Annotated in this window: 23 protein-coding genes, 1 tRNA gene and 1 pseudogene; 10 read left to right on the top strand and 15 right to left on the bottom strand. The window is 62.7% G+C overall.

Features of this window, described 5'->3' with window-relative positions; genetic code table 11:
* Window positions 1-32: 32 nt before the first annotated feature.
* The 4 genes from ACQKPZ_RS14530 to ACQKPZ_RS14515 all read right to left on the bottom strand — a co-directional run bounded on the left by ACQKPZ_RS14530 (window position 33) and on the right by ACQKPZ_RS14515 (window position 4,776).
* Window positions 33-284, bottom strand: a complete 252-nt coding sequence (locus ACQKPZ_RS14530; RefSeq protein ID WP_025754461.1) for a DUF1653 domain-containing protein — start codon at window positions 282-284, stop codon at window positions 33-35.
* 77 nt (window positions 285-361) lie between these two features.
* Window positions 362-1,537: an acetyl-CoA C-acyltransferase FadA gene (fadA, locus tag ACQKPZ_RS14525; protein WP_013971712.1), complete on the bottom strand. Its 1,176-nt coding sequence runs from the start codon at window positions 1,535-1,537 to the stop codon at window positions 362-364.
* 31 nt (window positions 1,538-1,568) lie between these two features.
* Complete coding sequence (fadB, locus tag ACQKPZ_RS14520) at window positions 1,569-3,716, bottom strand: fatty acid oxidation complex subunit alpha FadB (RefSeq protein WP_427539147.1); 2,148 nt, start codon at window positions 3,714-3,716, stop codon at window positions 1,569-1,571.
* A gap of 622 nt (window positions 3,717-4,338) precedes the next feature.
* The gene (locus ACQKPZ_RS14515) at window positions 4,339-4,776 is read right to left on the bottom strand and encodes a hypothetical protein (RefSeq protein WP_264362424.1); all 438 of its coding nucleotides are present in this window, start codon (window positions 4,774-4,776) and stop codon (window positions 4,339-4,341) included.
* 110 nt (window positions 4,777-4,886) lie between these two features.
* Between ACQKPZ_RS14515 and ACQKPZ_RS14510 the strand changes: the two genes are divergently transcribed.
* Entirely contained in the window at window positions 4,887-5,327 is a 441-nt protein-coding gene (locus ACQKPZ_RS14510; protein WP_172225638.1) for a universal stress protein, read from the top strand.
* 125 nt (window positions 5,328-5,452) lie between these two features.
* Here ACQKPZ_RS14510 and ACQKPZ_RS14505 read toward each other — a convergent pair whose 3' ends face one another.
* Window positions 5,453-7,381, bottom strand: a complete 1,929-nt coding sequence (locus tag ACQKPZ_RS14505) for an ATP-binding cassette domain-containing protein (RefSeq protein ID WP_427539144.1) — start codon at window positions 7,379-7,381, stop codon at window positions 5,453-5,455.
* A 221-nt stretch (window positions 7,382-7,602) separates the two neighbouring features.
* Between ACQKPZ_RS14505 and ACQKPZ_RS14500 the strand changes: the two genes are divergently transcribed.
* Window positions 7,603-9,528, top strand: coding sequence for a transglycosylase SLT domain-containing protein (locus tag ACQKPZ_RS14500; RefSeq protein WP_427539141.1), 1,926 nt, complete (start codon window positions 7,603-7,605; stop codon window positions 9,526-9,528).
* Window positions 9,529-9,647: 119 nt separating this feature from the next.
* Here the strand turns inward: ACQKPZ_RS14500 and ACQKPZ_RS14495 are convergent, their stop codons facing one another.
* The gene (locus tag ACQKPZ_RS14495; RefSeq protein WP_427539138.1) at window positions 9,648-10,451 is read right to left on the bottom strand and encodes an MOSC domain-containing protein; all 804 of its coding nucleotides are present in this window, start codon (window positions 10,449-10,451) and stop codon (window positions 9,648-9,650) included.
* A 55-nt stretch (window positions 10,452-10,506) separates the two neighbouring features.
* Entirely contained in the window at window positions 10,507-11,442 is a 936-nt protein-coding gene (locus ACQKPZ_RS14490) for a chemotaxis protein CheV (protein WP_391132587.1), read from the bottom strand.
* A 352-nt stretch (window positions 11,443-11,794) separates the two neighbouring features.
* Here ACQKPZ_RS14490 and ACQKPZ_RS14485 point away from each other — a divergent pair, with 352 nt between their 5' ends.
* The 3 genes from ACQKPZ_RS14485 (at window position 11,795) to ACQKPZ_RS14475 (ending at window position 14,215) form a co-directional block, all read left to right on the top strand.
* Entirely contained in the window at window positions 11,795-12,325 is a 531-nt protein-coding gene (locus tag ACQKPZ_RS14485) for a histidine kinase (RefSeq protein WP_427539135.1), read from the top strand.
* A gap of 344 nt (window positions 12,326-12,669) precedes the next feature.
* A complete protein-coding gene (locus ACQKPZ_RS14480; RefSeq protein ID WP_427539311.1) occupies window positions 12,670-13,566 on the top strand; it encodes a sensor histidine kinase in 897 nt (298 codons plus the stop codon).
* A complete protein-coding gene (locus ACQKPZ_RS14475) occupies window positions 13,556-14,215 on the top strand; it encodes a response regulator (RefSeq protein ID WP_427539132.1) in 660 nt (219 codons plus the stop codon). The genes ACQKPZ_RS14480 and ACQKPZ_RS14475 overlap by 11 nt, the downstream gene beginning before the upstream one ends.
* Here ACQKPZ_RS14475 and yegS read toward each other — a convergent pair.
* Entirely contained in the window at window positions 14,199-15,086 is an 888-nt protein-coding gene (gene yegS, locus ACQKPZ_RS14470) for a lipid kinase YegS (protein ID WP_427539129.1), read from the bottom strand. The two genes, ACQKPZ_RS14475 and yegS, sit on opposite strands and share 17 nt — an antisense overlap.
* Before the next feature lie 310 nt (window positions 15,087-15,396).
* Between yegS and ACQKPZ_RS14465 the strand changes: the two genes are divergently transcribed.
* Window positions 15,397-16,644 (top strand): glycosyltransferase family 4 protein, encoded by a 1,248-nt coding sequence (locus ACQKPZ_RS14465; protein WP_391132597.1) that lies wholly within the window; start codon window positions 15,397-15,399, stop codon window positions 16,642-16,644.
* On the opposite strand, the gene ACQKPZ_RS14460 is transcribed toward ACQKPZ_RS14465, so the two are convergent.
* Both ACQKPZ_RS14460 and moaB read right to left on the bottom strand, forming a co-directional pair.
* On the bottom strand, window positions 16,633-17,859 hold the full coding sequence (locus ACQKPZ_RS14460; protein ID WP_427539126.1) for a molybdopterin molybdotransferase MoeA: 1,227 nt from the start codon (window positions 17,857-17,859) through the stop codon (window positions 16,633-16,635). The two genes, ACQKPZ_RS14465 and ACQKPZ_RS14460, sit on opposite strands and share 12 nt — an antisense overlap.
* Window positions 17,843-18,382: a molybdenum cofactor biosynthesis protein B gene (gene moaB, locus ACQKPZ_RS14455; protein ID WP_427539123.1), complete on the bottom strand. Its 540-nt coding sequence runs from the start codon at window positions 18,380-18,382 to the stop codon at window positions 17,843-17,845. Before moaB ends, ACQKPZ_RS14460 begins: the two co-directional genes overlap by 17 nt.
* A 186-nt stretch (window positions 18,383-18,568) precedes the next feature.
* Here moaB and ACQKPZ_RS14450 point away from each other — a divergent pair, with 186 nt between their 5' ends.
* Together ACQKPZ_RS14450 and ACQKPZ_RS14445 are read left to right on the top strand one after the other, a co-directional pair.
* Window positions 18,569-18,790: a YgdI/YgdR family lipoprotein gene (locus ACQKPZ_RS14450; RefSeq protein WP_391132603.1), complete on the top strand. Its 222-nt coding sequence runs from the start codon at window positions 18,569-18,571 to the stop codon at window positions 18,788-18,790.
* Between the two features lie 80 nt (window positions 18,791-18,870).
* Window positions 18,871-18,947 (top strand) — tRNA-Pro (locus ACQKPZ_RS14445).
* Window positions 18,948-19,014: 67 nt separating this feature from the next.
* Here the strand turns inward: ACQKPZ_RS14445 and ACQKPZ_RS14440 are convergent.
* The 3 genes and pseudogenes from ACQKPZ_RS14440 to ACQKPZ_RS14430 form a co-directional block, all read right to left on the bottom strand.
* Window positions 19,015-19,719, bottom strand: a complete 705-nt coding sequence (locus tag ACQKPZ_RS14440; protein ID WP_427539309.1) for a methyl-accepting chemotaxis protein — start codon at window positions 19,717-19,719, stop codon at window positions 19,015-19,017.
* A 228-nt stretch (window positions 19,720-19,947) separates the two neighbouring features.
* Window positions 19,948-20,058: pseudogene (locus ACQKPZ_RS14435) on the bottom strand (hypothetical protein); the annotation flags it as partial.
* Between the two features lie 763 nt (window positions 20,059-20,821).
* Complete coding sequence (locus tag ACQKPZ_RS14430; protein ID WP_427539120.1) at window positions 20,822-22,585, bottom strand: ABC transporter transmembrane domain-containing protein; 1,764 nt, start codon at window positions 22,583-22,585, stop codon at window positions 20,822-20,824.
* Between the two features lie 209 nt (window positions 22,586-22,794).
* Between ACQKPZ_RS14430 and ACQKPZ_RS14425 the strand changes: the two genes are divergently transcribed.
* Window positions 22,795-22,968 carry a PA1571 family protein gene (locus tag ACQKPZ_RS14425; RefSeq protein ID WP_391132607.1) on the top strand — a complete coding sequence of 58 codons (174 nt, stop codon included), beginning with the start codon at window positions 22,795-22,797 and terminating at the stop codon, window positions 22,966-22,968.
* A 225-nt stretch (window positions 22,969-23,193) separates the two neighbouring features.
* Here ACQKPZ_RS14425 and pdxB read toward each other — a convergent pair whose 3' ends face one another.
* Both pdxB and tusA read right to left on the bottom strand, forming a co-directional pair.
* Window positions 23,194-24,336, bottom strand: a complete 1,143-nt coding sequence (gene pdxB, locus ACQKPZ_RS14420) for a 4-phosphoerythronate dehydrogenase PdxB (RefSeq protein WP_427539117.1) — start codon at window positions 24,334-24,336, stop codon at window positions 23,194-23,196.
* A gap of 60 nt (window positions 24,337-24,396) precedes the next feature.
* On the bottom strand, window positions 24,397-24,639 hold the full coding sequence (tusA, locus tag ACQKPZ_RS14415) for a sulfurtransferase TusA (RefSeq protein WP_016500764.1): 243 nt from the start codon (window positions 24,637-24,639) through the stop codon (window positions 24,397-24,399).
* Between the two features lie 14 nt (window positions 24,640-24,653).
* Between tusA and ACQKPZ_RS14410 the strand changes: the two genes are divergently transcribed.
* On the top strand, window positions 24,654-24,909 hold a 256-nt coding region (locus ACQKPZ_RS14410; RefSeq protein WP_427539114.1), incomplete at its 3' end, for a hypothetical protein.

Here is a 24,909-nt window from a genome sequence, read left to right as displayed (position 1 = left end):
AGTGGCAAAAGTGTGAGGTCAAGTTCGAACGATCATGCGTGCGACTTGCCCAGCAACCCAGGCAGCCCCTCTTCGGCCTTGACCAAAGCAAAGCGTGGCACTTGCTCGCCGTCAACCTCGACAGATTCCTGGAACATCGAAAGTGGCCGCACCCAGAAGCTGTAATCACCATACAGGCACTGGTAGAACACCATCCACTCTTCGCTCTCGGAGTGCCGCGCAACACTGAAGACACGGTACTCAGGCCCTTTGTAATGCCGGTATACGCCTGGTTGTATCTGCATGTTGCCCACCCTCTTGACTAAACCTGAAAAAAACAAAAACCGGGGCACAAGGCCCCGGCTGCTGTCCCGCTACGCGATCAGACGCGTTCGAAGACAGTGGTGATACCTTGGCCAAGGCCGACGCACATGGTCGCCACCCCCAGGGTACCGCCATTCTGCTTCATGACGTTGAGCAGGGTGCCCGAAATACGGGCCCCGGAGCAACCGAACGGGTGGCCCAAGGCAATGGCGCCGCCGTGCAGGTTAACCTTCTCATCCATCTTGTCGAGCACTTTCAAGTCTTTCAGCACAGGCAGGGCCTGTGCGGCGAAGGCTTCATTGAGCTCGATGAAGTCGATGTCGGCCATGGTCAGGCCGGCACGCTTGAGGGCTTTCTGGGTCGACGGCACCGGGCCATAGCCCATGATTGCCGGATCGACACCGGCCACCGCCATCGAACGGATCACCGCCAACGGCTGGATACCCAGGTCCATGGCGCGCTGGCCAGACATCACGATCATGCACGAAGCACCATCGGTGATCTGCGACGAGGTACCGGCAGTGACGGTACCGCCTTTCGGGTTGAACGCCGGCTTGAGCGACGCCAGGCCTTCAAGGGTGGTTTCCGGGCGAATGGTTTCGTCGAAATCGAACACCTTCAGGAAGCCGTTCTCGTCATAGCCCTGCATCGGGATGATTTCGTCCTTGAACTTGCCTTCGACCGTGGCCTTGTGGGCCAACTGGTGCGAACGCAGGCCGAACAGGTCCTGCTGCTCACGGGTGATGCCGTGCATCTTGCCGAGCATTTCCGCAGTCAGGCCCATCATCCCGGAAGCCTTGGCAGCATGCAAGGACAGGTGCGGGTTGGGGTCAACGCCGTGCATCATGCTGACATGGCCCATGTGCTCCACGCCACCGACCACGAACACATCACCGTTACCGGTCATGATGGCCTGGGCAGCGGTGTGCAGTGCGCTCATCGACGAGCCACACAGACGGCTGACGGTCTGCGCTGCAGACGTATGCGGGATCTGGGTCATCAGCGAGGCCATGCGGGCGATGTTCCAGCCCTGCTCCAGGGTCTGGTTGACGCAGCCCCAGATCACGTCCTCGACCTCTTTCGGGTCGACCTTGTCGTTGCGCTCCAGCAGCTTGCTGATCAGGTGCGCCGACATGTCTTCGGCGCGGGTATTGCGGTGCATGCCACCCTTGGAGCGGCCCATTGGCGTGCGACCGAAGTCGACAATCACCACGTCTCTTGGATTCAGGCTCATATCAAATCTCTCGCTCTAGCTCGTTGACCGCTCAGTTGAAGAAGCGCTGGCCGTTCTTGGCCATTTCACGCAGCTTCGCAGTCGGGTGGTACAGCGGCCCCAGATCGGCGTACTGATCGGCCAGGGCGACGAATTCGGCCACACCGATCGAGTCGATGTAACGCAGCGCACCACCGCGGAAGGGAGGGAAACCAATGCCATAGACCAGGCCCATGTCGGCTTCAGCGGCAGTTTCGACAATGCCGTCTTCCAGGCAACGCACGGTCTCCAGGCACAGCGGCACCATCATCCAGTTGATGATGTCTTCGTCGGTCACTTCACGCTGCTCGAACACGATCGGCTTGAGCACATCGAGCACGGTGGCGTCGAAGACTTTCTTCGGCTTGCCGCGCTTGTCGGTTTCGTAGGCGTAGAAGCCCTTGCCATTCTTCTGGCCCAGGCGGTTGGCCTCGTACAGCGCGTCGACGGCCGAGCGACGCTCGTCCTTCATGCGGTCAGGGAAGCCTTCGGCCATCACGTCGCGGCCATGGTGGCCGGTGTCGATGCCGACCACGTCCATCAGGTACGCCGGGCCCATCGGCCAGCCGAACTTTTCCATTACCTTGTCGATGCGCACAAAGTCGACACCGGCGCTGACCAGCTTGGCAAAGCCGCCGAAGTATGGGAACAGCACACGGTTGACCAAGAAGCCCGGGCAGTCGTTGACCACGATCGGGTTCTTGCCCATTTTCTTGGCGTAGGCCACGGTAGTGGCGACCGCCACTTCACTGGACTTTTCACCACGGATCACTTCCACCAGCGGCATCATGTGCACCGGGTTGAAGAAGTGCATGCCGACGAAGTTTTCCGGGCGTTTGAGTGCCTTGGCCAGCAGGTTGATGGAGATGGTCGAGGTGTTGGAGGCAAGGATTGCATCTTCCTTCACCTGGCCTTCCACTTCAGCCAGCACGGCCTGCTTCACTTTCGGGTTCTCGACCACGGCTTCGACGACGATGTCGACATTGGCGAAATCGCCATAGGACAGGGTCGGGCGAATGGCGTTGAGCGCCTCGGCCATCTTGGCCGGGGTCAGGCGGCCCTTGTCGACGCGGTTGCCAAGCAACTTGGAAGCCTCGTTGAGGCCCAGTTGAATGGCTTCCTCGCGGATGTCCTTCATCAGGATCGGGGTGCCCTTGACCGCCGACTGGTAAGCGATGCCGCCACCCATGATGCCAGCGCCGAGCACGGCGGCCTGCTTCACGTCGTGGGCGATCTCGTCATGTGCCTTGGCCTTGCGCTTGAGTTCCTGATCGTTCAGGAACAGGCCGATGAGGCTTTCGGCAACCGAGGTCCTGGCCAGCTTGGCAAAGCCTGCGGCTTCCACTTCGAGCGCTTTGTCGCGGCCAAAGTTGGCGGCTTTCTGGATAGTCTTGATGGCTTCGACCGGGGCCGGGTAGTTCGGGCCGGCCTGGCCGGCAACGAAGCCCTTGGCAGTTTCGAAGGCCATCATCTGCTCAATGGCATTGAGCTTGAGCTTTTCCAGCTTGGGCTGGCGCTTGGCCTTGTAGTCCAGCTCGCCACTGATGGCGCGCTTGATCAGGTCCAGGGCACCGGCCTGCAGCAGCTCAGGCGCAACCACAGCGTCGACGGCACCCACTTTCAGCGCGTCTTCGGCGCGGTTTTCCTTGCCGGAGGCGATCCACTCGATGGCATTGTCCGAGCCGATCAGGCGCGGCAGGCGCACGGTACCGCCGAAGCCCGGGTAGATCCCCAGCTTGACTTCCGGCAGGCCGATCTTGGCGCTGGTGGACATGACCCGGTAGTCAGCCGCCAGGCACATTTCCAGGCCGCCGCCCAGGGCGATGCCGTTGATGGCAGCAACGGTCGGCACTTCGAGGTCTTCGAAGGCACTGAAGATGCGGTTGGCTTCCAGGTTGCCGGCGACCAGTTCGGCCTCGGGCAGCTTGAAGTTGTCGACGAACTCGGTGATGTCGGCGCCGACGATGAACACGTCCTTGCCACTGCTGACGATCACGCCCTTCACCGAGGCGTCGGCCTGGATGGCGTCGACAGCCTGGCGCAGCTCGTTCAGGGTCAGGCGGTTGAACTTGTTGACGGACTCACCCTTGAGGTCGAACTTGAGCTCGACGATGCCACTTTCAAGAGCCTTAACCGTGATGGCTTTACCTTCGTAAATCATCAACTGATCTCCACGATATGGAAGCTGAACTGTACACGCCGATCGCTGCAGCAGAAGCAGGCCTATCTGCCCCGCCCCAGGCACACCCGTCAGCGCGCTAGTCGGAAGTATGGCTTGGCGTCATGACATACAAACGCTCAATTCATACGCCCGTTTGATTTGGGTGTGCACACATTCTCCGAAAAGATCGGCGTTGTCAAATGCTCGCGAGCACGGCGAAAACGCGACTTTCCAGTCATTTTGTATCGTCTTGGTACAAAACATGATGACAGTGATCGCCGACCATTCATGTCAGCGATTGACCACAGCTGCGGCAAGAACGCTGCAACTTTTCGCTTGCGCGGCGACTTCGGGCGGCTACACTGGCACTTGCTTGAATGAATACCCGGCCTGCCTGGCCTTTTCTGCGACAGCAGAACGCAAAGCGGCGACTTGGCACCCCACCCCTTCAGGGGATCTGCCAAGCCGCCGCTTTGTCGTTATGTGCTATTGAATTCAACTCGTTCCCTGTGGGAGCGGGCGTGCCCGCGAAGCTGGCAACTCGGTGTGTGGCACCGGCTTTGCCGGTGTTCGCGGGCGTGCCCGCTCCCACAGGGATTGGCGTCAGGTCATGAATCAACTGTCACGCCAGGGTTTCGAGTACGTAGGCAACATCCTGCAACACAGCCGTATCGCCCCGTTCAGTCCAGTACAACGCAATCATCCGCGCATCGGCCTCGACCTTGTAGACGCTCGCCGGCAAGCGCGCCAGAGCTTCCATGAAGCGCGGGTCTTCGCAGGGCTCACGCCATTGGTTCCACCACACCCCAGGGCTTATCTGCCAGAAGCTGAAGCTGTCCTCATGGCCGCGACGCCGCGCCCGATGGTACTGCGGGCAAGGGCTTGGCGGCTCCTTCTCCAGCCAATGCGGCCACTGCTGCGGCGCCAGCTGCATGGCCAGCCCCATGCGCCGCGCCTCCAGGCGCAGCTTCATCTGCTCGCTCTGCTTGCGCGAGGAACGCAGCCAGGAAAGCGGGCTGAGAATCAGCGCAAGGATTGACACCACCAGCAATACCGTCATATCAGTAGATCCCATAAAGCGTTGCAAATGAGCTGGTTAGCCATTTTTCACGGAAGACCCGCCCGAAAGCGACCATACTTCTTCTATCGCGATTGTCAGGAGTACCGCTCATGCAATACGAACATTTGTTGGTCGCCGTCGACCTGACCGAAGAATGCGATCCGGTGATCAAGCGCGCCATGGCGCTGGCCAAACCTTCGAATGCCAAGGTTTCGCTGGTGCACATCGTCGAGCCGATGGCCATGGCATTCGGCGGTGACGTACCGATGGACCTGTCGCAGCTGCAACAGCAACAGTTCGATCAGGCCAAGGAGCGCATGGACCGCCTGTTCAACAAGTACCCGGACATCCAGCGCGGCGACTCGCACCTGACCTACGGCCAACCACGCCAAGAGATTCACCAGCTGGCCAAGGACCAGAAGTGCGACCTGATCGTGGTCGGCAGCCATGGCCGCCATGGCCTGGCATTGCTGCTGGGCTCCACGGCCAATGACGTGCTGCATGGGGCGCCGTGTGATGTGTTGGCAGTGCGGTTGCTGAAGAAGGAATGATTTAACCTGTTCCGGCCTCTTCGCGGGCAAGCCCGCTCCCACAGGGACCGCACCGCTATCAAATGCAGTGCAACACCTGTGGGAGCGGGCTTGCCCGCGAAGAGGCCGGGTCAGGCTAACGCAAATCAGCCTTCCAGCTCGGCCCAGCGCTCTACCAGGGCATCCAGCTCACCCTGCAACTTCTCGATCTTCGCCAGCACTGCCGAGGTTTCTGCAATCGGCCGCTGATAGAAGCCCGCCGCACTCACTTCTTCCTGAGCCTCAGCCATACGCTGCTCAACTTCGTCGATCTGCCCTGGCAGCATCTCCAACTCACGCTGCAGCTTGTAGCTGAGCTTCTTCTTCGGCGCTTCTTCCGCCACCGGCGCAGCAACGGGCACAGGCTTGGCCTCGACCTTCTCCACCACCGCGCTGTTGAGCGCCGATTTGCCGCTCTTGCTTTCGGTGACACCCAGCAGCTTCGGCGAGCCGCCCTGGCGGATCCAGTCCTCGTAGCCACCCACGTACTCACGCACCTTGCCCTCGCCTTCGAACACCAGGGTGCTGGTGACGACGTTGTCGAGGAAGGCCCGGTCGTGGCTGACGATCAGCACGGTGCCCTTGTAGTTGGACAGCACTTCCTCGAGCAGCTCGAGGGTTTCCACGTCCAGATCGTTGGTCGGTTCGTCGAGTACCAGCAAGTTGGCCGGCTTGCTGAACAGCTTGGCCAGCAGCAGGCGTGCACGCTCACCACCGGACAGCGCCTTGACCGGCGTACGCGCACGCTGAGGGCTGAACAGGAAGTCGCCCAGGTAGCTCAGCACGTGGCGGTTCTGGCCATCGATCTCGATAAAGTCACGGCCTTCGGCCAGGTTGTCGATCACGGTCTTTTCAAGGTCAAGCTGGTGGCGCATCTGGTCGAAGTAGGCCACTTCCAGCTTGGTGCCACGCTCAACCTTGCCTGCGGTCGGTTCAAGGTCACCGAGCATCATCTTGAGCAAGGTGGTCTTGCCGGTACCATTGGCGCCCAGCAGGCCGATACGGTCCTCGCGCTGCAGGACCATGGAGAAATCCTTGACCAGCATCGGCCCGTCAGGGTGATGGAAGCTCACGTTCTCCAGCACCATGACCTGCTTGCCGGACTTTTCCGCCGATTCGATCTGGATATTGGCCTTGCCCTGGCGCTCGCGGCGCTCACCACGCTCCATACGCAGGGCCTTCAGTGCACGCACGCGGCCTTCGTTACGGGTACGGCGGGCCTTGATGCCCTGGCGGATCCACACTTCTTCCTGGGCCAGGCGCTTGTCGAACAGCGCGTTGGCAGTTTCCTCGGCGGCCAGTGCGGCCTCCTTGTGCACCAGGAAGCTGGCGTAGTCGCCATTCCAGTCGATCAGGCCGCCACGGTCCAGTTCCAGGATACGGGTGGCCAGGTTCTGCAGGAAGGAACGGTCGTGGGTAATGAACAGCACCGCGCCGTTGAAGCCGCGCAGGGCTTCTTCCAGCCAGGCGATGGCACCGATATCCAGGTGGTTGGTCGGTTCGTCGAGCAGCAACAGGTCTGGCTCGGATACCAGCGCCTGGGCCAGCAGCACACGGCGGCGCCAGCCACCGGACAGTTCGGCCAGGGTCTTGTCGGCCGGCAGTTGCAGGCGGCTGAGGGTGCTCTCTACCACCTGCTGCAGGCGCCAGCCATCACGCGCTTCCAGCTCGTGCTGAACGTGCATGAGCTTTTCCAGGTCTTCGTCACCCTGGATGTTCATGCTCAGGTGATGGAACTGCGCCAGCAATTCGCCTACGCCGTCCAGGCCAGCGGCCACCACATCGAACACCGTGCGCTCGTCGGCCACCGGCAGTTCTTGCGGCAGCTCGCCGATCTTCAGGCCCGGGGCACGCCAGACTTCACCGTCGTCGCCCTTCTGCTCGCCCTTGACCAGGCGCAGCATGCTCGACTTGCCGGTGCCGTTGCGGCCGATGATGCACACCCGCTCACCACGAGCGATCTGCCAGGACACTTTGTCCAGCAGCGGCATGGCGCCGAATGCGAGGGACACATCGCTGAATTTGAGCAGGGTCATGTTGGTCTCCATAAATCGGGCGCGCATTCTACCTGACTTGGCCCTCGACGGCATCCGCCTGGCCACCCGACGAAGGCTTTGCGACATCTGGTCGAACTTAATATCCCGATACAAGCACAGTGCTTTCACCCGCCGCCGGCAAACGGCTAAGCTAAGGCAATTGTTTCCAACAGTGCTGGCTCCGCCGTCACTACCCCATGGTTCAACTGCCCGGACGTATCATGCGCAGCCGCCTGTTACACATTGCATCCTGCCTGCTGCTCACCGCTGCCACCTGCGCGGCGCAGGCCACCGACCTCACCCAGCAACGCCAGTATTACGACGAAGCCAAGCGTGCACTGGCCAAGGGCGACAAAGGCCCGTACCTGCGCTATGCGCAGGCCCTCAGCGACTACCCGCTGACCCCGTACCTGGCTTACGACGAACTCACTGCCCGCCTGAAAACCGCCAGCAACCAGGAAATCGAAGGTTTCCTCGCCAAGCATGGCGACCTGCCCCAGGCCAACTGGATGAAACTCCGCTGGCTGCGTTGGCTGGCCGAACGCGGCGAATGGAACACTTTCGTCAAGTACTACGACCCCAAGCTCAACTTCACCGAACTGGACTGCCTCAACGGCCAGTATCAGCTCAGCCACGGCCTGCGCGCCGAAGGCTACGCCACGGCCGACAAACTGTGGAACGTCGGCAAGTCGCAGCCTGCCGCGTGCGACACGCTGTTCGGCATGTGGGCAGCTGAAGGCCAGCTGACCGAGGCCAAGCGCTGGGAGCGCACCAAGCTGGCGGCCCAGGCGCGCAACTATGCGTTGGCCAACAACCTGGTCAAGACCCTGACCACCCTCGGCCCGCAGGGCCGCCTGCTGGTCGACGTGGCCCAAAAACCTGAGTTGCTCAACCAGCCGTCGCGCTTCACCCCGGCCAACGAAGCCATGTCCGATGTTGTCAGCCTCGGCCTGCGCCGCCTGGCCCGGCAAGACCCCGAACAGGCCATGGCACTGCTCGACGATTACGCCCAGCGCATGCACTTTTCCCGCGACGAGAAGGTCGCTATCGCCCGCGAAATCGGCCTGACCCTGGCGCGCCGCTACGACCCCCGCGCACTCGACCTGATGACCCGCTACGACCCTGAATTGCGCGACAACACCGTCAGCGAATGGCGCCTGCGCCTGCTGTTGCGCCTGGGCCGCTGGGAAGACGCCTACGAGCTGACCAAGCGCCTGCCCCAGGACCTGGCCAGCAGCAGCCGCTGGAAGTACTGGCAGGCGCGCAGCCTGGAGCTGGCACAGCCGAACAACCCGCAGATCCCGCTGCTGTACAAGACCGTGGCACGTGAGCGCGATTTTTATGGCTTCCTCGCCGCCGACCGGGCGCAGACGCCTTACCAGCTGAACAACAAGCCGCTGCTGCTGAGCCCACAACTGGTCAACAAGGTGCGCAACACGCCGGGTATCCGCCGGGCCCTGGAGTTCCACGCCCGCGGCCAGATCGTCGAAGGCCGTCGCGAGTGGTACCACGTGAGCCGCCACTTCACCCGTGACGAAATGGTTGCCCAGGCACGCCTGGGCTACGACCTGCGCTGGTATTTCCCGGCCATCCGCACCATCAGCCAGGCGCAATACTGGGACGACCTGGACATCCGTTTCCCGATGGCCCATCGCGATACGCTGGTGCGCGAAGCCAAGGTCCGTGGGCTGCATTCGAGCTGGGTATTCGCCATCACCCGCCAGGAGAGTGCATTCATGGAAGATGCGCGCTCACCGGTGGGCGCCAGCGGCCTGATGCAGCTGATGCCGGCCACCGCCAAGGAAACTGCGCGCAAGTTCAGCATCCCGCTGGCATCACCCGCGCAGGTGCTGAACCCGGACAAGAACATCCAGTTGGGCGCAGCCTACCTGAGCCAGGTGCACAGCCAGTTCAACGGCAACCGGGTGTTGGCTTCGGCGGCCTACAATGCCGGCCCCGGGCGCGTGCGCCAGTGGCTCAAAGGCGCCAAGCACCTGAGCTTCGATGTGTGGGTGGAATCCATCCCCTTCGACGAAACCCGCCAGTATGTGCAGAACGTGCTGTCGTATTCGGTGATCTACGGGCAGAAGCTGAACTCGCCCCAGCCACTGGTGGATTGGCATGAGCGGTATTTCGACGACATGTAAAATTTGCTGAGGCTGTGCCGGCCTTTTCGCGGGCAAACCCGCTCCCACAGGTCCCAATGTGACATGAGGGGAGCGAGATTCCTGTGGGAGCGGGTTTACCCGCGAAGAGGCCGGCTCAGCTATTCGAGGATTTCGACTTCCATCCCTACTTCCAGCCTGCCACTGCCATCCACCGCCAGGTTCTGCCCGAACAGCACATCCCCCTCCTTCTCACGAAAGGTCTTCAGCGTGGCCATTGGCTCGCGGTCACTACTGCGCTCTCCGGTTGCCGGATCGATCGTGGTGAAGATGCACCGCACACTGGGCTTGAGCACACGAAATTCAAGGTTGCCGATGCGAACCCGCTTCCAGCCATCTTCGGCGAAGGGCTCTGCCCCCTGCACCACCAGATTGGGCCGAAAGCGCAGCATATCCATGGGCCGGCCAATACGCCGGTTGAGCTCGTCAAGCGAGCCCTGCCCAATCAGCAACAACGGAAAGCCATCCGGAAACGCCGCACGGTCACTGTTGAAGCCATAACCATTGGGCAGGTAGCGCGCGCGCTGCTCCGGGCAATGCACCAAGCGCACGGCCTTGCCCAGCAACTCGCTCAGCCAGGCCGCAGCAGCATCGCCGGCATCCGGTACACGCAGCGTGTCACGCCAGATGGTCACACCCCGCAGGGCGTCATCGGCAGGTGGTACCGCCACTTGCAACGGCGCCTTTCCGGGCGCCTGCAACAGCAGCTGGCCACTGTCGTCATCGCTCGCCTGAAGCTGGCCAAGTTGCGGCCAGGCCCGCTGGGTCAGGAAGCGTCCATTTTCTTCCTCGACCACCATCCAGCGCCGGTCGCCCTGCAACCCCAACAACCCTACCCTTGAAGCCTGCAGGCGTTGCGCCTGCCCTGACTTCACCGGGTACCGATACAACTCACTGACAAACATCCCTGCCGCCTCGCGTCATGCCAAAAGCCAAGCTTATACCCGGCTGGCCTGGCGATCACGCAGTGGTGGTATCCAGCAGCAGGCGTTGTTTGACTACATCGACCAGGCGATCAGGCTGGAACTTGGACAGGAAGTTGTCGCAGCCCACCTTCTTCACCATGGATTCGTTGAAACTGCCCGACAACGAGGTGTGCAGGACGACGTAGAGCTGCCGCAAGCGTGCGTCGCTGCGAATCTCGGTGGTCAGGCGATAGCCGTCCATTTCCGGCATTTCGGCATCCGTAAACACCATCAGCAGCTTCTCGCACACGTCCTCGCCGGCATCGGCCCAGCCTTTGAGCATGCGTAGCGCCTTCAGGCCGTCACTGGCCACATGCAGCTTCACCCCCAGCTGGGACAAGGTGTCGCGCAATTGCGCCAGGGCCACGCTGGAGTCGTCCACCAGCAGCACCTCGCGCCCACGGGCCCGGGCCAGTACCGGGTCGGCGAGCTTTTCGCCCGACACCCGGGCGTTGTACGGCACGATTTCGGCCAGCACCTTTTCCACGTCGATCACCTCCACCAGCTTTTCATCGACCTTGGTGATGGCGGTCAGGTAGTGCTGGCGGCCGGCACTGGTAGGCGGCGGCATGATCGACTCCCAGTTCATGTTGACGATGCGGTCGACACCGCCCACCAGGAAGGCCTGCACCGATCGGTTGTATTCGGTGACGATGATGGTGCTGTCCGGCCCCGGCTGCAGCGGGCGCATGCCGATCGCCTGGGACAGGTCGATCACCGGCAAGGTCTGGCCACGCAGGTTGACCACCCCGCAGACGAAGGCGTGGCGCTGGGGCATCAGGGTCAGCTTGGGCAGTTGCAGCACTTCCTGCACCTTGAACACGTTGATCGCGAACAGCTGACGGCCGGCCAGGCGAAACATGAGAATTTCGAGGCGGTTCTCGCCCACCAGTTGCGTGCGTTGGTCTACGGTGTCGAGAATGCCAGCCATTGGAAAGCCCCCAGGCTTGAGTCGGAAAAAGAGAAATCATCCACCCTGTATCGGCGGTTTCACGCACACCTTGACCCTTGAGGGAAAATGCCGCCAAGGCAATTGATATCACTTTAACATCATGCTTGACTGTGGGCATCGCACGGTCAATCATCAAGGCTGAAAAAAGCCCCTCACCTTAGCCAGACATCAGGGAAACCCTTAGTCGCAATCGGGTGCAACCTGATATTCGCGATATCCTTTAGCCATTAATGTGACGCCATTCTCAATGCATGAATGGAGTCAGGCTTTTGCTAGTTATCGTTTCGGCGTGCCCGCCCTCTGCGCCTGCGCCACGCGCGGGGACCTGATGATGGACACTGCCTTATCGTTCGATGACGCCTTGCAGGGTTACTTGGTGGATGCCCAGGTATTGCTGACCCAGGCCCAGGAATGCCTGCAACATCTGGAACTGATCGACAATGACCCGGACGCGTGCTGCTGCCTGGACAAAGCCCTTGGCAGCCTGGCCAGGCAGGCTACGCGCCTGGGCCTGCGTGAAGTTGCCCATTACACCACTGCCCTACAACAGCTGCTGGCACCGGCCTGCCATGGCGGCTACCTGCAACGCGAAGCACTGCCAGTAGTAGGGGAATGCCTTACTTTGCTGGCCTGGCAACTGGAATTGGTCGACACCCGTACCGGGCGGCTGAACCTGGACATCGGTGAGCAACTGGTGCTGCTGAGTAGCCTGGCCAAGGCCCTACGGCAACCCCTTGCACCCGCCTGCGCCGCCTGCAACGAGCAAGGTAGCGAGTGCGTCCACCTGCACGAAGAAGTCGCAGCTGGCACATTCCACGCGCACTCAAGCACACCGTATCATCCTGATGCAAAGTGCAACTAAGCACGTTCATTCAAGCCCCGCCACTGTCGAACTTGGGAAGTTCTCCAAGTTTTCGGGGGACGCTGTTGAATCATTGCCGCGTTAGTTGTGAGGCAAGTGCATCACGCGGGATTAAAAGGTGGCATTTTGCTACCCAAAACCGCCGAACTGTCAGGCGTTTCAAAGCATTTCCCGCCGCGACCGAAACACTGCGAAGTGGTAATATGCGCGCCCATAAACGCTTGCTACCTGAAGAGCGGTTGAAAGGTAACGCGCTCGAGTAAACAGCGAAAGTACTGCGCCAAAGCCTCTGAACAGCATTGTGCAAGGCCTCCATCAGCAATACTTCAGTGGCTTCCCTACCTATGTTCCCACGCTTGAAGACTTCTGTGCATTGTTGCTCCCGTGTTGCCTTGCTGCGTTGGGCGACTGTCGGGCTGGGCGTGGCCTCGTTGGTCGCCAACCTGATGTTGTACCTGGCCAACCAGTCAATCCCGGCCGGCCTGCTGGTGCTGCAGTTGGTCGCTACGCTGGGTACCGCCGCCTACCTTGGCCTGGGTGCCAGGTCGATTAGCCTGCGCCCGGCAGAACTGGCCGAGCGCATGCTCAAGGTGCAAGAAGACGAGCGCCAGCACCTGAGCCGGGAACTGCACGACGACATCGGGCAGCTGCTCACCGCCGCCAAGCTGCAACTGCAATGGCTGCAACGGCGTATGCCCGATGATCTTCAGGGCCACTGCAACGCGCTGCGCAGCACGCTGGATGACACCCTGGGGAATGTGCGCGACGTCTCCGCCCTGCTCAACCCGCGGCAGTTGGCGAGCCTTGGCCTGGAAGCCAGCCTTCGCGAGCACCTGGTGCGCACCCTGGCCAGCAGCAGTGTGCACTGGAGCCTGGCGTGCAACCAACGCCTGGGGGGTATCGACGAGGCCGTGGCCATGGCGGTGTTTCGCATTACCCAGGAAGCCGTGACCAACATGCTGCGTCACGCCCAGGCAAAAAACCTGGTCATCCGCTTGCAGCGCACCGCCGAGGGGCTGGCGTTGTCGATTCACGACGACGGCCAAGGCTTCATTCCCGCCCGGCACCCGGCTGAGGCTGGCCAGCGCGGCCTGACCGGCATGCAGGAGCGGGTAACCGCGTTCCAGGGCTGCCTCGACATCACCAGCCAGCCTGGCCAGGGCACGCGCATCGAAGCGGTTTTCCCGTGGCCTGCGCGTACCCAGCAACGTGCCAGGAGCATTACCGACCATGACCTGTAGACTGCTGCTGGTAGACGACCACTCGCTGATCCGCGCGGGTGTGCGCGCACTGGTCTGCGACATTCCCGGCTATGACGTGATCGGTGAAGCCGACGATGGCGGCCAGTTGCTTGAACAGGTGCATGCACTGGCCCCGGACATCATCTTGCTGGACATTTCCATGCGTTCGACCAGCGGCCTGGACGCCCTCACCCTGCTGCGCGCCAGCGGCAGCAACTGCAAGGTGCTGATCCTGTCGATGCACACCGACCCGGACCTGATCATGCGGGCCCTGGAAAGTGGCGCCCACGGCTACCTGCTCAAGGACACCAGCGCCACCGAACTGGAGCAGGCCCTGGCCGCAGTGCGCAATGGCGAGCGCTACCTCAGCCCGGCCATCGCCCACACTGTCATCGACCAGGCACTACGGCACACCAGGCAGGGCAAGCACACCACGGGCGAGCGGCATAACCTCACTGCGCGACAACTGGAAATCCTGCGCCTGATCGTGCGCGGCAAGTCCACCCGGGAAATCGCCAATGGCCTGGGCCTGTCGATCAAGACCGTGGAAACCCACCGCTCGCAAATCATGAAGCGCCTGCAGATTCATGATGTGGCCGGCCTGGTACTGTTCGCCGTACGCGAAAAAATCATCAGCCTGGACGACTGAGCAACGGTGACCCGGCCGGCAGGTGCAAGCGCAACGCGGCAGGCCTGGCCTGGAAACGCAGGTTGTCGGCCTGCAAAGGCTCGCCATCAAGGTTGATATCCAGGCCTTGCGAACTCTTGATCTCGACCCAAGGCAACCTGGCGCGCACGAACAGGCCGTCACCGGCCAGCAGGTCACGCAGGGCCCCGACCACCTCCTGTGGCGCGGGCAGGATGGCGATGTCAAGCAAGCCATCGTTCACCACAGCCTCGGGGCATAGCACCTGCCCGCCCCCGGCCTGGCGACCATTACCGATACCCAGCGCCAGCAAGCTCCCCTGCCAGTGGAAGTCAGGCCCTTGCAGCTCTACCGAAGCGGCCTGCAGTTCGCTGAAGCGCGACAGCCCGGTGAACAGGTAGGCCGCGGCACCCAGTACTTTCTTCAGGTCTTCGGAGGTGTTGGCAGTGACCTGGCTGCCAAACCCTCCCGTGGCCATGTTGAGGAACAACTGGTCGCCGGCCTGGCCCAGGTCTATGGGTTGCGCCGGGGTATTGAGCAGCTGCAGTGCTGCGGCAGGCTCCAGGGGTACGCCGGCAGCCTTGGCGAAATCGTTGGCCGTGCCCAGCGGCAACAAGGCCAGGCTGGCCTGGCCACCGGCCTGGCCCATGGCTTCGGCCACATCGCGCAACGTGCCGTCCCCGCCGCCCGCGACAATGTGCGTGTAGCCGGCAGCCAACGCTTCGCCAACCAGTCGCTGGGCGTCGCCACCTTCCCAGGTCACTCGCACATCCAGCGGCCAGCCGCTCTCGCGCAGTTCGTACACGGCACTGCGCAGTTCTTCGTTCATTGCCTGCTTGCCGTGCAGGATCAGCATTGCCTTGCGCCCTTGCATCGCGCCTCTCCGTGAAGTTGACCAACCCAGATCTCGACCACGCCGCTGCCAGGATCGTTGCATGGCTGCAAAAAAAATGCGCAGCCAGCAGGGTCTTTTCCCCACAGCCGAGAATGCGCGGCTATGCTCAGAAAATGAACTTTTGACAAGTTTTTGACCCAGGCAAAGATTTTTCCCAGGAAGGTCAGCCTTTTGACTTCTGTTGCCGGGCCGAATTCAACCCTGCCATGGACGCGCCCCGACAGCGGCTACACGTTGCTGCCAACGGGCGCGTCTTGCTATCTGCAGCCTTTACTGAGGGTTCCGGGTCATGCGTATTCTCTGGACACTGCCCTACCTGCCCTGGCCGACCACCAGCGGTAGCAAGACCCGGCAATATCACCTGATACGTGCACTGGCACAGCAGGGCCACCGCATCACCCTGCTGGTGCAGTCGAAAGTCCCCCTCTGCGATACGGCCCGGGAAGCCCTGGAGCCGCTACTCGAACGGCTGATCGTGATACCCCGTCGGCCACTGCACAGCCCGCTGAACCTGCTTGCCTCGCCGATCATCGACTACCCCATGCGGGCTATCATCAACGGCCTGTCCGCTTGCCTGCGGCACCGCTTCGAGCAATTGCTGGACGAACCCTGGGATGTGATCCAGATCGAGCACAGCTACAGTTTCCAACCCTTCGAAAAAGCCCTGCAGGCCCATGGGCTGCCGTACATGCTCAGCGAGCATACCCTTGAGTCGGTGATGGGCGGCGCCTGCCACGACCGCCTGCCCCTGTGGCTGCGCCCACTCAACGCCTTTGACCGCTGGCGCTACCGCCGCTGGGAAAACCGGGTGCTACGCCAGCCCACCGAACTGGTAGCGGTCAGCGCCCACGATGCCGAACTGATCGCACAGATCAGCGGGCGCCCGGTGAACGTGGTGGTCAATGGTGTGGATTGTGATTTCTACCAGCACGTGCAACCGGCGCTGCACAGCCAGCGCCTGCTGTTTGTCGGTAACTTCGAGTATGGCGCCAACCTGGAGGCTATCGAGTGGGCCCTGGAAGACATCATGCCGCAGGTATGGATGAGCAACCCGGCGGTACGCCTGGCCATAGCAGGGCATGCCCTGCCGGCCAGCTGGAAACTGCACTGGAACGACCCGCGCATCGAATGGTTCGGCTACCGCCCCGACCTGCGTGAGCTGCAGAAGCGTTCGGCACTGTTCTTTGCACCGTTGCGCTATGCCGGCGGCTCCAAGGTCAAAATACTGGAGGCCATGGCCGCAGGCCTGCCGGTCATTACCACCGGCAAAGGTGTATCGGGCCTGGCGGCCAACAACGGTGAGCATTACCTGGGCAGCGATGACGGCGACCAGCTGGCGCTGCTGATCACCCAACTGCTCAACCAGCCGTGGCGCATGAGCCAGTTGAGCGATGCCGGGCGGCAGTTCGCCCGCCAACGCCACGACTGGAGCGTGGCGGCCCAGCAACTGGAGAACGTGCACATGCGCCTGGCCCAGGCAGCGCCAGCCGAGGCTGCGCCGCTGGGCAGTGCCTGGCTGGGCCGCTCAGCCAAGTAGCTCGCTGAAAGGAATGAACGGCACGCTGTCGCCCTGCTTCAGCGTGCGCCCCTCACGCACCTCCACCAACCCTTGCGCCCAGGCTGCGCTACGCAGCACGCCGGAGCTCTGGTTCTTGTAAATGCGCACCTGGCCCTGCTCGATACGTGCACGCAGGTATTCACGCCGCGTGCCCGCCTTGGGCCAGTCGAAGCCCGCCTGCATGTCGAACTGCAGCGGCGTGACATCGGCCACGCCCTGGCGACGCAACAGGTAGGGCCGGGTCAGCAGGCCGAAGGTGACCAGGGTCGAGGCCGGGTTGCCTGGCAGGCCGATCACCGGCACGCCCTGGAAGTGGCCGAAGGTGAGTGGCTTGCCCGGCTTGATCGCCAGTTTCCACAACGCCAGCTCGCCGGCTTCGCGCAGGGCAGCACCGAGGTAGTCGGCCTCCCCCACCGAGACGCCACCGGTAGACAGGATCAGGTCAACATCGCCCAAAGAGGCCAGGCAAGCACGGGTACGGGCCAGGTCATCCGGCAGGATGCCTGCATCAACCACGTCGCAGCCCAGCCGTTGCAACCAGCTGACCAGCAGCCGACGATTGCTGTTGTAGATTTGCCCGGGGCCCAGCGGCAGGCCGGGTTCGACCAGTTCATCACCCGTGGAAAGCACCGCCACCCGCACCTTGCGTATCACGTCCAGGCGCCCGTGGCCCAAGGTCGCAGCCAGGCCCAGCTCGATCGGCCCCAGCCGGGTGCCGGCGCTCATCACCTCCTCGCCCTTGCGGGTTTCCTGGCCTTGCGGGCGAATGTTCTGCTGGGTTTGCAACGCTTCGAGAAAGCGTACCCGCCCATCGTCGAGTACTTCGGTGTTCTCTTGCATCTCGACGCAGTCGGCACCTTCCGGCACGGGCGCACCGGTAAAGATCCGCGCACAGGTGCCCGGCTCCAGCGGCTGTGGGGCATGGCCGGCAAAAATACGCTGGCTGACCGGCAGTGGCTGGCCCTGCCAGTCGGCCAGGCGCAAGGCATAACCGTCCATGGCACTGTTCGGCCAGGGCGGCAGATCGAGCGAGGCCACCAGGTCGGTGGCCAGCACACGCCCCTCGGCCTCGGCCAACGGCAGGTTCTCGGTATCGCGCACAGGTGCCGCCTCGGCCAGCGCCAGCAGTTGCTCCAGGGCCTGCTCCACCGGCATCAGTGGCCGGGCCTGGCTGGCCTCAACCACGGCTGTCACAGGCCGCTGCCTGCTTCAGGTGCGCCACGAAGTTGCACGGCCGATGGCGGGCATCCAGCTGCTCGGCCAGGATGCCATCCCAGCCCGTGCGCACCGCGTTGGTCGAACCCGGCAGGCAGCATACGAGGGTGCCGTTGGCCAGCCCGGCCAAGGCACGCGACTGCACGGTGGAGGTGCCAATGTCGGCCACGGAAATCTGCCGGAACAGCTCACCAAAGCCGTCGACCTGCTTGTCCAGCAGGCAGGCAACGGCCTCGGGCGTGCTGTCGCGGCCGGTAAAGCCGGTACCGCCAGTAATCAGCACCACTTGCACACTGTCATCGGCAATCCAGGTAGCGACCTGCGCGCGGATCTTGTACAGGTCATCCTTCAGCAGTACACGCTCGGCCAGCCGATGGCCGGCCGCACTCAGGCGGTCGACGAACATCTGCCCAGAGGTGTCTGTGTCGAAGGTTCGGGTGTCGCTGACCGTGAGCACGGCGATATTCAGCGGCACGAAGGGGGTATCAGCCTTGGCTTTCATGGGGGTCCGTCACTGGGAGAGGGAATGGCGCAGTTATATCACAGCGCATGCCCTGCGCAGCGTGGCAGCATGGACCATGCCCTTGATCAATACCTTGGTCTTGAGGCTATGCTGCACTGTAGAAGGAACTTGCGTGGACGCCTTGCGTCATAAAGTCATCTAGCACCATCGCACTGGAGAAACACGATGATTCAACGGACCCTACCCGCCTTCCTGCTTGCCCTGGGCCTGGGCGCCCTCGCCGGCTGTGCATCGCCCACTGTCATCACGCTGAACGATGGTCGGGAGATCCAGGCCACCGACACACCGACGTACGATGAAGACTCCGGCTTCTACGAATTCGAGCAACTGGATGGCAAGCGCACGCGCCTGAACAAAGACCAGATCCGCACCGTGAAAGAGCTTTGAAATAGCCCCCGTTCAGGCAAAGGCCCTTTAAACAACAAGGGCTTGTTCGCAAAAACGGGATGCAGTAGGATTTTGTTCATCGGAGTGTAGCGCAGCCAGGTAGCGCGTCTCGTTCGGGACGAGAAGGCCGCAGGTTCGAATCCTGTCTCTCCGACCAGATCCTCATCAAGAAGCCCGCCTTGCGCGGGCTTTTTGTTGTGCCTGGTGCTTGTGCCTCAAAACCTTCAGGCGCTCAGGCGGGCGGTTACTTCGCCCAGCTGCCCCGACAAGCCATGCAGGCGCTGCCCGGCCTGCTCGGTATGCTGCACGGCCTCCTGGTTGGCGGTGGCAATGCGGGTGATTTCGATCAGGTTGCGCGAGATGTCCTCGGCCACGCTTGTCTGCTCTTCGGCCGCGGTGGCGATTTGCCGGTTCATGTCGCGGATCGCTTCCACCGCCAGGGTGATGCGCTGCAGCATCTGCCCAGCCTGCTGCACCTGTTCGGCACCTTCCTCACTGCGTTGCTGGCCGCTCTCGATGGCCTTGACCGCCTCAACCGCGCCCGACTGCACGGCTTCGATGATCTGGTGGATCTCGGCAATCGACGCTGCAGTGCGCTGGGCCAGGCTGCGGACTTCATCAGCCACTACCGCAAAGCCACGCCCGGCCTCACCGGCGCGGGCTGCCTCAATGGCGGCGTTGAGCGCCAGCAGGTTGGTCTGTTCGGCGATACCGCGGATCACTTCCAGCACCTTGCCGATGCGCGTGCTGTCATGTTCCAGGTCGCGAATGACCGCTGCCGTGCCGGCAATTTCGCGGTTGACCACGCCGATGATATCGATGGTCTGCTGCATCACCTGTTCACCTGCCTGGGCACTGTGGTCGGCGTCGTCAGCTGCACGCGCAGCCTCGGCGGCGTGGCGGGCGACTTCCTGGGCGGTGGCGGACATCTCGTGCATGGCCGTGGCCACCTGGTCGGTACGCTGGAACTGGTCGTGGGTACCGCGGGCCATGTCGCCAGCGATGTTGCGCAACTGCCCGCTGGCACCTTCCAGCTCTTGGGCGTTGTCCTGCAGCCGGCCAACGGTGTCGGCAAGGAAGTCACGCAGGGTGTTGGCCGCCCGCGCCAGGCGCCCCAGTTCGTCCTCACGGCGGCTGTCCACCCGGGCGGCAAAACGGCCTTGGCTAAGCTGCGCGACATACTCGATCAATTGACGGATCGGCTCGATCAGGCTGCGGTTGACCAGCCACAAGCTAAGCAGCCCCACCAGCACCGCCGAGGCCAGCATTACCAGCAGGCCAAGCCATACCGTACGCTCGGCGCTGGCGTTGATACTGGCCGCACGCTGGCGGGCATCGGCACGCAGTTGCTCGACCAGTTCACTCATTTGCTCGCTGGCGGCACGGTCCACGCCCTTCACCGCCAGGTCACCGGCTACCGGGTCGCCACCTGCCGCAAGGAAGGCCTGGCGACCCTGTGCATAGGCCTGGCCCAACTGCCGGTGGCTGTCACGCAGTTGCTGCAACGGCACCGTCAGCCTTGCGTCGCTGCTGTCGATCAGCTGCCCGAGCAGCGCTTGCACCTGCTGTTCGCGGGCCTGGAACTGCTGCCAGTACTTGTCCATGTCTGCCGGCTGGCGCCCACGCAGCAGCACGTTCTTCCATTCCTGCACCTGGACCTTGAACTGCAGGTTGGCTTCATCGATCAATTGCGAGGCCCGCAGCGGCCCGTCTACCAGCTCGGCGTAGCCGCGCACGCTGGACGACAGGAACTGGAAACACACCAGGGCGATCAGCAACATCGCCGCGAGGCTGCCGCCGAGCAGCGAGAGAATTTGCACTCTGAGGGATTTACGCAACATGGTGGATCTCGAAACCGGAAGGAAAGGAATGGCGCGCATCCGCAACACCAGGTCAGACATTCCATGTCCTTGTTGGCAGGCCAAAAAAAAGCTGCCATCAAGCAATGGCAGCCAGGCCGAGCACTTACGCAACAGTTGAGGCAGATACTCTCAGGCAATTACTACAAAAATGTTACAAAGCCACGACACGCTACCCCGTCGTGAATTGCAAGGCGGCCAGCCGCGCGTACAACGGGCTTTCTTCGATCAGTTGGCGATGGGTGCCCACCGCCACCACTCGGCCCTTGTCGATGACCGCGATGCGCTCGGCATGCTGCACCGTGGCCAGGCGATGGGCGATCACCAGCGTGGTTCGCCCGGCCATCAGGCTGGGCAGCGCCTGCTGGATCAAGTGCTCGCTTTGCGCATCGAGGGCGCTGGTGGCCTCGTCCAGCAACAGGATTGGCGCATCCACCAGCAACGCCCGGGCAATCGCCAGGCGTTGGCGCTGGCCGCCGGAAAGGCCAATGCCGCCCTCTCCTAGCGGTGTCTGGTAGCCCTGCGGCAGCTGCCGGATAAATTCGTCGGCATACGCACCGCGGGCAGCTGCTTCGACCTGCGCCAGGGTCGCCTCGGGCCGGCCATAACGGATGTTGGCCTCCACCGTGCCACGGAACAGCGCAGGGTTTTGAGCGACCAGGGCGAACTGGCGGCGCAACTGGTCAGGGTCGAGTTCGGTAAGCGGCAGGCCATCAAGCAGGATGCGCCCTTGCTGAGGGTCGTAAAAGCGCAGCAACAAATCGAACAGGGTCGACTTGCCTGCCCCCGAGTGGCCAACCAGGGCCACGGTTTGCCCGGGCTCGATGGCCAGGCTCAGGCCGTCGATGGCCGCCACCGTGGGCCGTGACGGGTAGGCGAACACCACCTGCTGCAATTCGATACGCCCGCTGGCCCGCTGCTGCGGCAACACCTGCGCCACGGCAGGTGGCAGGATGGCACTGCGCGCCGCCAACAGTTCGGCAATCCGCTCGGCGGCGCCCGCTGCACGTTGCAACTCGCCGATGACCTCGCTGAGGGTACCGAAGGCACTGCCGACGATCAGGCTGTAGAACACGAACGCCGCCAGCTCGCCTGCAGAAATCCGCCCGGCGATCACATCCATGCCGCCCACCCACAGCATCACCCCAACCGCCCCCAACACCAGCACGATCACCAGGGTGATCAGCCAGGCCCGCTGGGCAATCCGCTTGCGGGCCACGGTAAATGCGGCCTCGACCGTGCCGGCGAACAGTTCGCGGTCGTGCGCCTGGTGGTTATAGGCCTGCACGGTCTTGATCTGCCCCAAGGTTTCGGCCACGTAGCTGCCCACATCGGCAACACGGTCCTGGCTTTGCCGTGACAGGCTGCGTACCCGGCGCCCGAACAGCAGGATGGGCGCCAGCACCAGCGGCAGGGCCACCACCACGATGCTGGTGAGCTTGGGGTTGGTGATGAACAGCAGTACCACGCCACCGATCACCATCAGCGCGTTGCGCAAGAACATCGACAGGGACGAGCCGATGACCGATTGCAGCAGCGTGGTGTCGGCGGTGAGCCGCGACTGGATCTCTGAGCTGCGGTTGTCTTCAAAAAAACCAGGATGCAGGCCAATCAGGTGGTCGAAGACGGCACGGCGGATATCCGCTACACATCGCTCGCCAATCCATGACACCAGGTAGAAACGGCTGAAAGTGCCCACCGCCAGGGCCAGCACCAGCAGCAGGAACAGCCCGATGGTCTGGTTGAGCTGATGTGCGGAGCGGGTCATGAAGCCTTGGTCCACCAGCAGGCGGATGCCTTGGCCCATGGACAGGGTGATGGCGGCGGTGACCACCAGCGCCAGCAAGGCCAGCAGCACTTGCCGGCGATAGGGGCGGATGAACTGCCAGGCCAGGCGCAAGGCGCGGCGTTGGCCTGGGGAAACCGATTCGGGCATGGCGACGACCACAATGGCAGGGAAGCCGCAGACTACCACTCATCCGGGCTCGGGGAACGCGTACAGGTTGCTATAGCCTATCGGTCTAACCAGACTATGGAGCTTTCACAGCGTTTCTGTTGGACTGTTTCCAGCGTGATACGCAAACAGTCACAGGCCAGTCACGGCTCAGGGCTATCCTGGGCCAGAACCTGATGAGGAGACACCGAATGAGCTTGCAGCATGGCAGCGACAACCAGAAGCCCAAGACCACCCCGCAACCGAAGGTGTGCGGCTCGATCATCGACGCCCAAGGGCGCGAAGTGCCAATCACCGAGCAAATGATCCAGCAGGCCTGCAAGGCCCTGGAAGAAAGCCGGGTCGAGCGCGTTCGCAAAGGTTGATCGGCGATTTTTTCCCAACCCGGCCCTGGCGCCGGGTTTTTATTGCCTGGTAGGCGGTATACACCGCCCTGCTGTAGGAGCGGCCTTGTGTCGCGATCGGGCCGCAAAGCGGCCCCTGCAAGTCATGCGACAAAGCTGAAATCCTGGGGCCGCCCTGCGGCCCGATCGCGACACAAGGCCGCTCCTACAGGGGGACTGTACAAACCTGCGGGAATTGCGAGCCTGTCAGACCAACTCCGCACCCAGGGCGCTGACTAGTTGCGCCAGCTGCGGTGACTCGCCACGCAAGCGCACTGCCAGCCCTTCGATCTCGCGCCGTGGCGGGTACTGCTTGCGCAACTGGTCGAAGGCCGCCCGCTGCTGCTGCGGGTCGTCGCTCAGGCTGCGGCGGAAATCGGCGTCGTCGCGACGCGGGTCATACACGGCGCGGCACAGGGTCGCCAATGCCCATGCCGGGTCGGTGTTGGCGTCCAGCTCAATCTGCGCCAGCGACGGCCGGGGCAGCAAGTCGGCCAGTTGCACCTGCTCGTCCACGCCGAGGAAGCGGCACAGCGCTTGATAGATCTGCGCCGTTCCGCGCTGGCGACCGTCAAGGCTGTAACCGGCAATGTGCGGCGAGGCCAGCGTGCACAGGTCGGCCAGTTGCAGGTCAACCTGCGGCTCGCCCTCCCATACGTCCAGCACCGCATGCACGTCTTCACGGTCCAGCAGCAGCTCACGCAGGGCAGCGTTGTCCACTACCGGGCCGCGGCTGGCGTTGACCAGCCAGGCACCCGGGCGCAACCGAGCCAACTGCGCCGGGCCCAGCAGGTGCCAGGTCGGGTGCTCGCCACCGCGCTGCAACGGGGTGTGCAGGCTGATCACATCGCATTGCTGCAAAATCGTCTCAAGGCTGACGTAGTCGCCGCCTTCGGCGGCCTGGCGCAGCGGGTCGCACACCAGCACCTTCCAGCCCAGGCCGTGCAGCACCCGCACCAGGCGGCCCCCCACTTCGCCCGCACCTACCACGCCGTATACACGCTCGGGCAGTGCCACGCCATCCAGCTCGGCCAGGGTCAGCAGGCTGCCCAGCACATAGTCGACCACACCGCGGGCATTGCAGCCCGGCGCGCTGCTCCAGCGAATGCCGGCCTCGGCAAAGTAATCCAGGTCGAGGTGATCGGTGCCGATGGTGCAGGTGCCAACAAAGCGTACACGGCTGCCTTCGAGCAATTGGCGGTCGACTTTGGTTACCGAACGCACCAGCAGGATATCGGCGTCCTTGACGCTGGCGGCATCGAGGCTTCGGCCTGGATAACGGCGGATTTCACCGAAACCCTGGAAGAAGGCATCGAGCAGCGGGATATTCTCGTCGGCAACTATCAGCATGGCGCTCTCCTGTCTGGGGAACGCAGTGTAGGCGCAACGCGGGGCGTGTTCCAGAGCGCTTCAGTCGGCTTTCTTGCGAATCCAGTACAGGAAGGTGCCGGCGTCTTCCTGCTGTTGCAGCAGTTCGTGGCCGAGAAAGTTGCAGAACTTGGGGATGTCGCGGCGGGTCGACGGGTCGGTGGCGATGACTTTGAGCAGGCCACCAGCGGCCAGGTCACGTACGTGCTGATGCAGCATCATTACCGGCTCCGGGCAGTTCAGGCCGGTGGCGTCGAGGATGGCGTCGGGGGTGAAATCGGTCATGGGGGGCTCCGCAAATGATCGTCATTGTCGCGCATAGCGCGACGTCGTCCAAGCACCGCCTGCGAACGACGCCGTCTGCCGTTGACCTGGCTCTTGATCCTGCTCCTGCTCTTGCTCTTGCTCTTGCTCTTGCTCTTGCTCTTGCTCTTGCTCTTGCTCTTGCTCTTGATCTTGATCTTGATCTTGATCTTGATCTTGATCTTCGCGACTTCAGGAGGCCGAGCGGAGGGATTGCGGAGGGAGGTGACGGGCATGGATGCCCGTCAAGCG

It is taken from the genome of Pseudomonas sp. NPDC089547 (genome assembly GCF_050280665.1).
In the GTDB taxonomy this organism is placed as follows: domain Bacteria; phylum Pseudomonadota; class Gammaproteobacteria; order Pseudomonadales; family Pseudomonadaceae; genus Aquipseudomonas.
The sequence above is the reverse complement of the archived record's forward strand: the minus strand, read 5'-3'. Positions and strand labels throughout refer to the sequence as shown.

Bases quoted from the DNA above. Each gene is read 5' to 3' on its own strand.
- tusA (WP_016500764.1), bottom strand. From the start codon at position 24,639: ATGACCGATTTCACCCCCGACGCCATCCTCGACGCCACCGGCCTGAAC.
- fadA (WP_013971712.1), bottom strand. From the start codon at position 1,537: ATGAGCCTGAATCCAAGAGACGTGGTGATTGTCGACTTCGGTCGCACG.
- moaB (WP_427539123.1), bottom strand. From the start codon at position 18,382: ATGAAAGCCAAGGCTGATACCCCCTTCGTGCCGCTGAATATCGCCGTG.
- ACQKPZ_RS14485 (WP_427539135.1), top strand. From the start codon at position 11,795: ATGGACACTGCCTTATCGTTCGATGACGCCTTGCAGGGTTACTTGGTG.
- ACQKPZ_RS14495 (WP_427539138.1), bottom strand. From the start codon at position 10,451: ATGTTTGTCAGTGAGTTGTATCGGTACCCGGTGAAGTCAGGGCAGGCG.
- pdxB (WP_427539117.1), bottom strand. From the start codon at position 24,336: ATGCTGATAGTTGCCGACGAGAATATCCCGCTGCTCGATGCCTTCTTC.
- ACQKPZ_RS14450 (WP_391132603.1), top strand. From the start codon at position 18,569: ATGATTCAACGGACCCTACCCGCCTTCCTGCTTGCCCTGGGCCTGGGC.
- ACQKPZ_RS14430 (WP_427539120.1), bottom strand. From the start codon at position 22,585: ATGCCCGAATCGGTTTCCCCAGGCCAACGCCGCGCCTTGCGCCTGGCC.
- ACQKPZ_RS14505 (WP_427539144.1), bottom strand. From the start codon at position 7,381: ATGACCCTGCTCAAATTCAGCGATGTGTCCCTCGCATTCGGCGCCATG.
- ACQKPZ_RS14515 (WP_264362424.1), bottom strand. From the start codon at position 4,776: ATGACGGTATTGCTGGTGGTGTCAATCCTTGCGCTGATTCTCAGCCCG.
- ACQKPZ_RS14465 (WP_391132597.1), top strand. From the start codon at position 15,397: ATGCGTATTCTCTGGACACTGCCCTACCTGCCCTGGCCGACCACCAGC.
- ACQKPZ_RS14510 (WP_172225638.1), top strand. From the start codon at position 4,887: ATGCAATACGAACATTTGTTGGTCGCCGTCGACCTGACCGAAGAATGC.
- ACQKPZ_RS14490 (WP_391132587.1), bottom strand. From the start codon at position 11,442: ATGGCTGGCATTCTCGACACCGTAGACCAACGCACGCAACTGGTGGGC.
- yegS (WP_427539129.1), bottom strand. From the start codon at position 15,086: ATGCAAGGGCGCAAGGCAATGCTGATCCTGCACGGCAAGCAGGCAATG.
- ACQKPZ_RS14530 (WP_025754461.1), bottom strand. From the start codon at position 284: ATGCAGATACAACCAGGCGTATACCGGCATTACAAAGGGCCTGAGTAC.
- ACQKPZ_RS14425 (WP_391132607.1), top strand. From the start codon at position 22,795: ATGAGCTTGCAGCATGGCAGCGACAACCAGAAGCCCAAGACCACCCCG.
- ACQKPZ_RS14500 (WP_427539141.1), top strand. From the start codon at position 7,603: ATGCGCAGCCGCCTGTTACACATTGCATCCTGCCTGCTGCTCACCGCT.
- ACQKPZ_RS14475 (WP_427539132.1), top strand. From the start codon at position 13,556: ATGACCTGTAGACTGCTGCTGGTAGACGACCACTCGCTGATCCGCGCG.
- ACQKPZ_RS14480 (WP_427539311.1), top strand. From the start codon at position 12,670: ATGTTCCCACGCTTGAAGACTTCTGTGCATTGTTGCTCCCGTGTTGCC.
- ACQKPZ_RS14440 (WP_427539309.1), bottom strand. From the start codon at position 19,719: ATGTCCGCCACCGCCCAGGAAGTCGCCCGCCACGCCGCCGAGGCTGCG.
- fadB (WP_427539147.1), bottom strand. From the start codon at position 3,716: ATGATTTACGAAGGTAAAGCCATCACGGTTAAGGCTCTTGAAAGTGGC.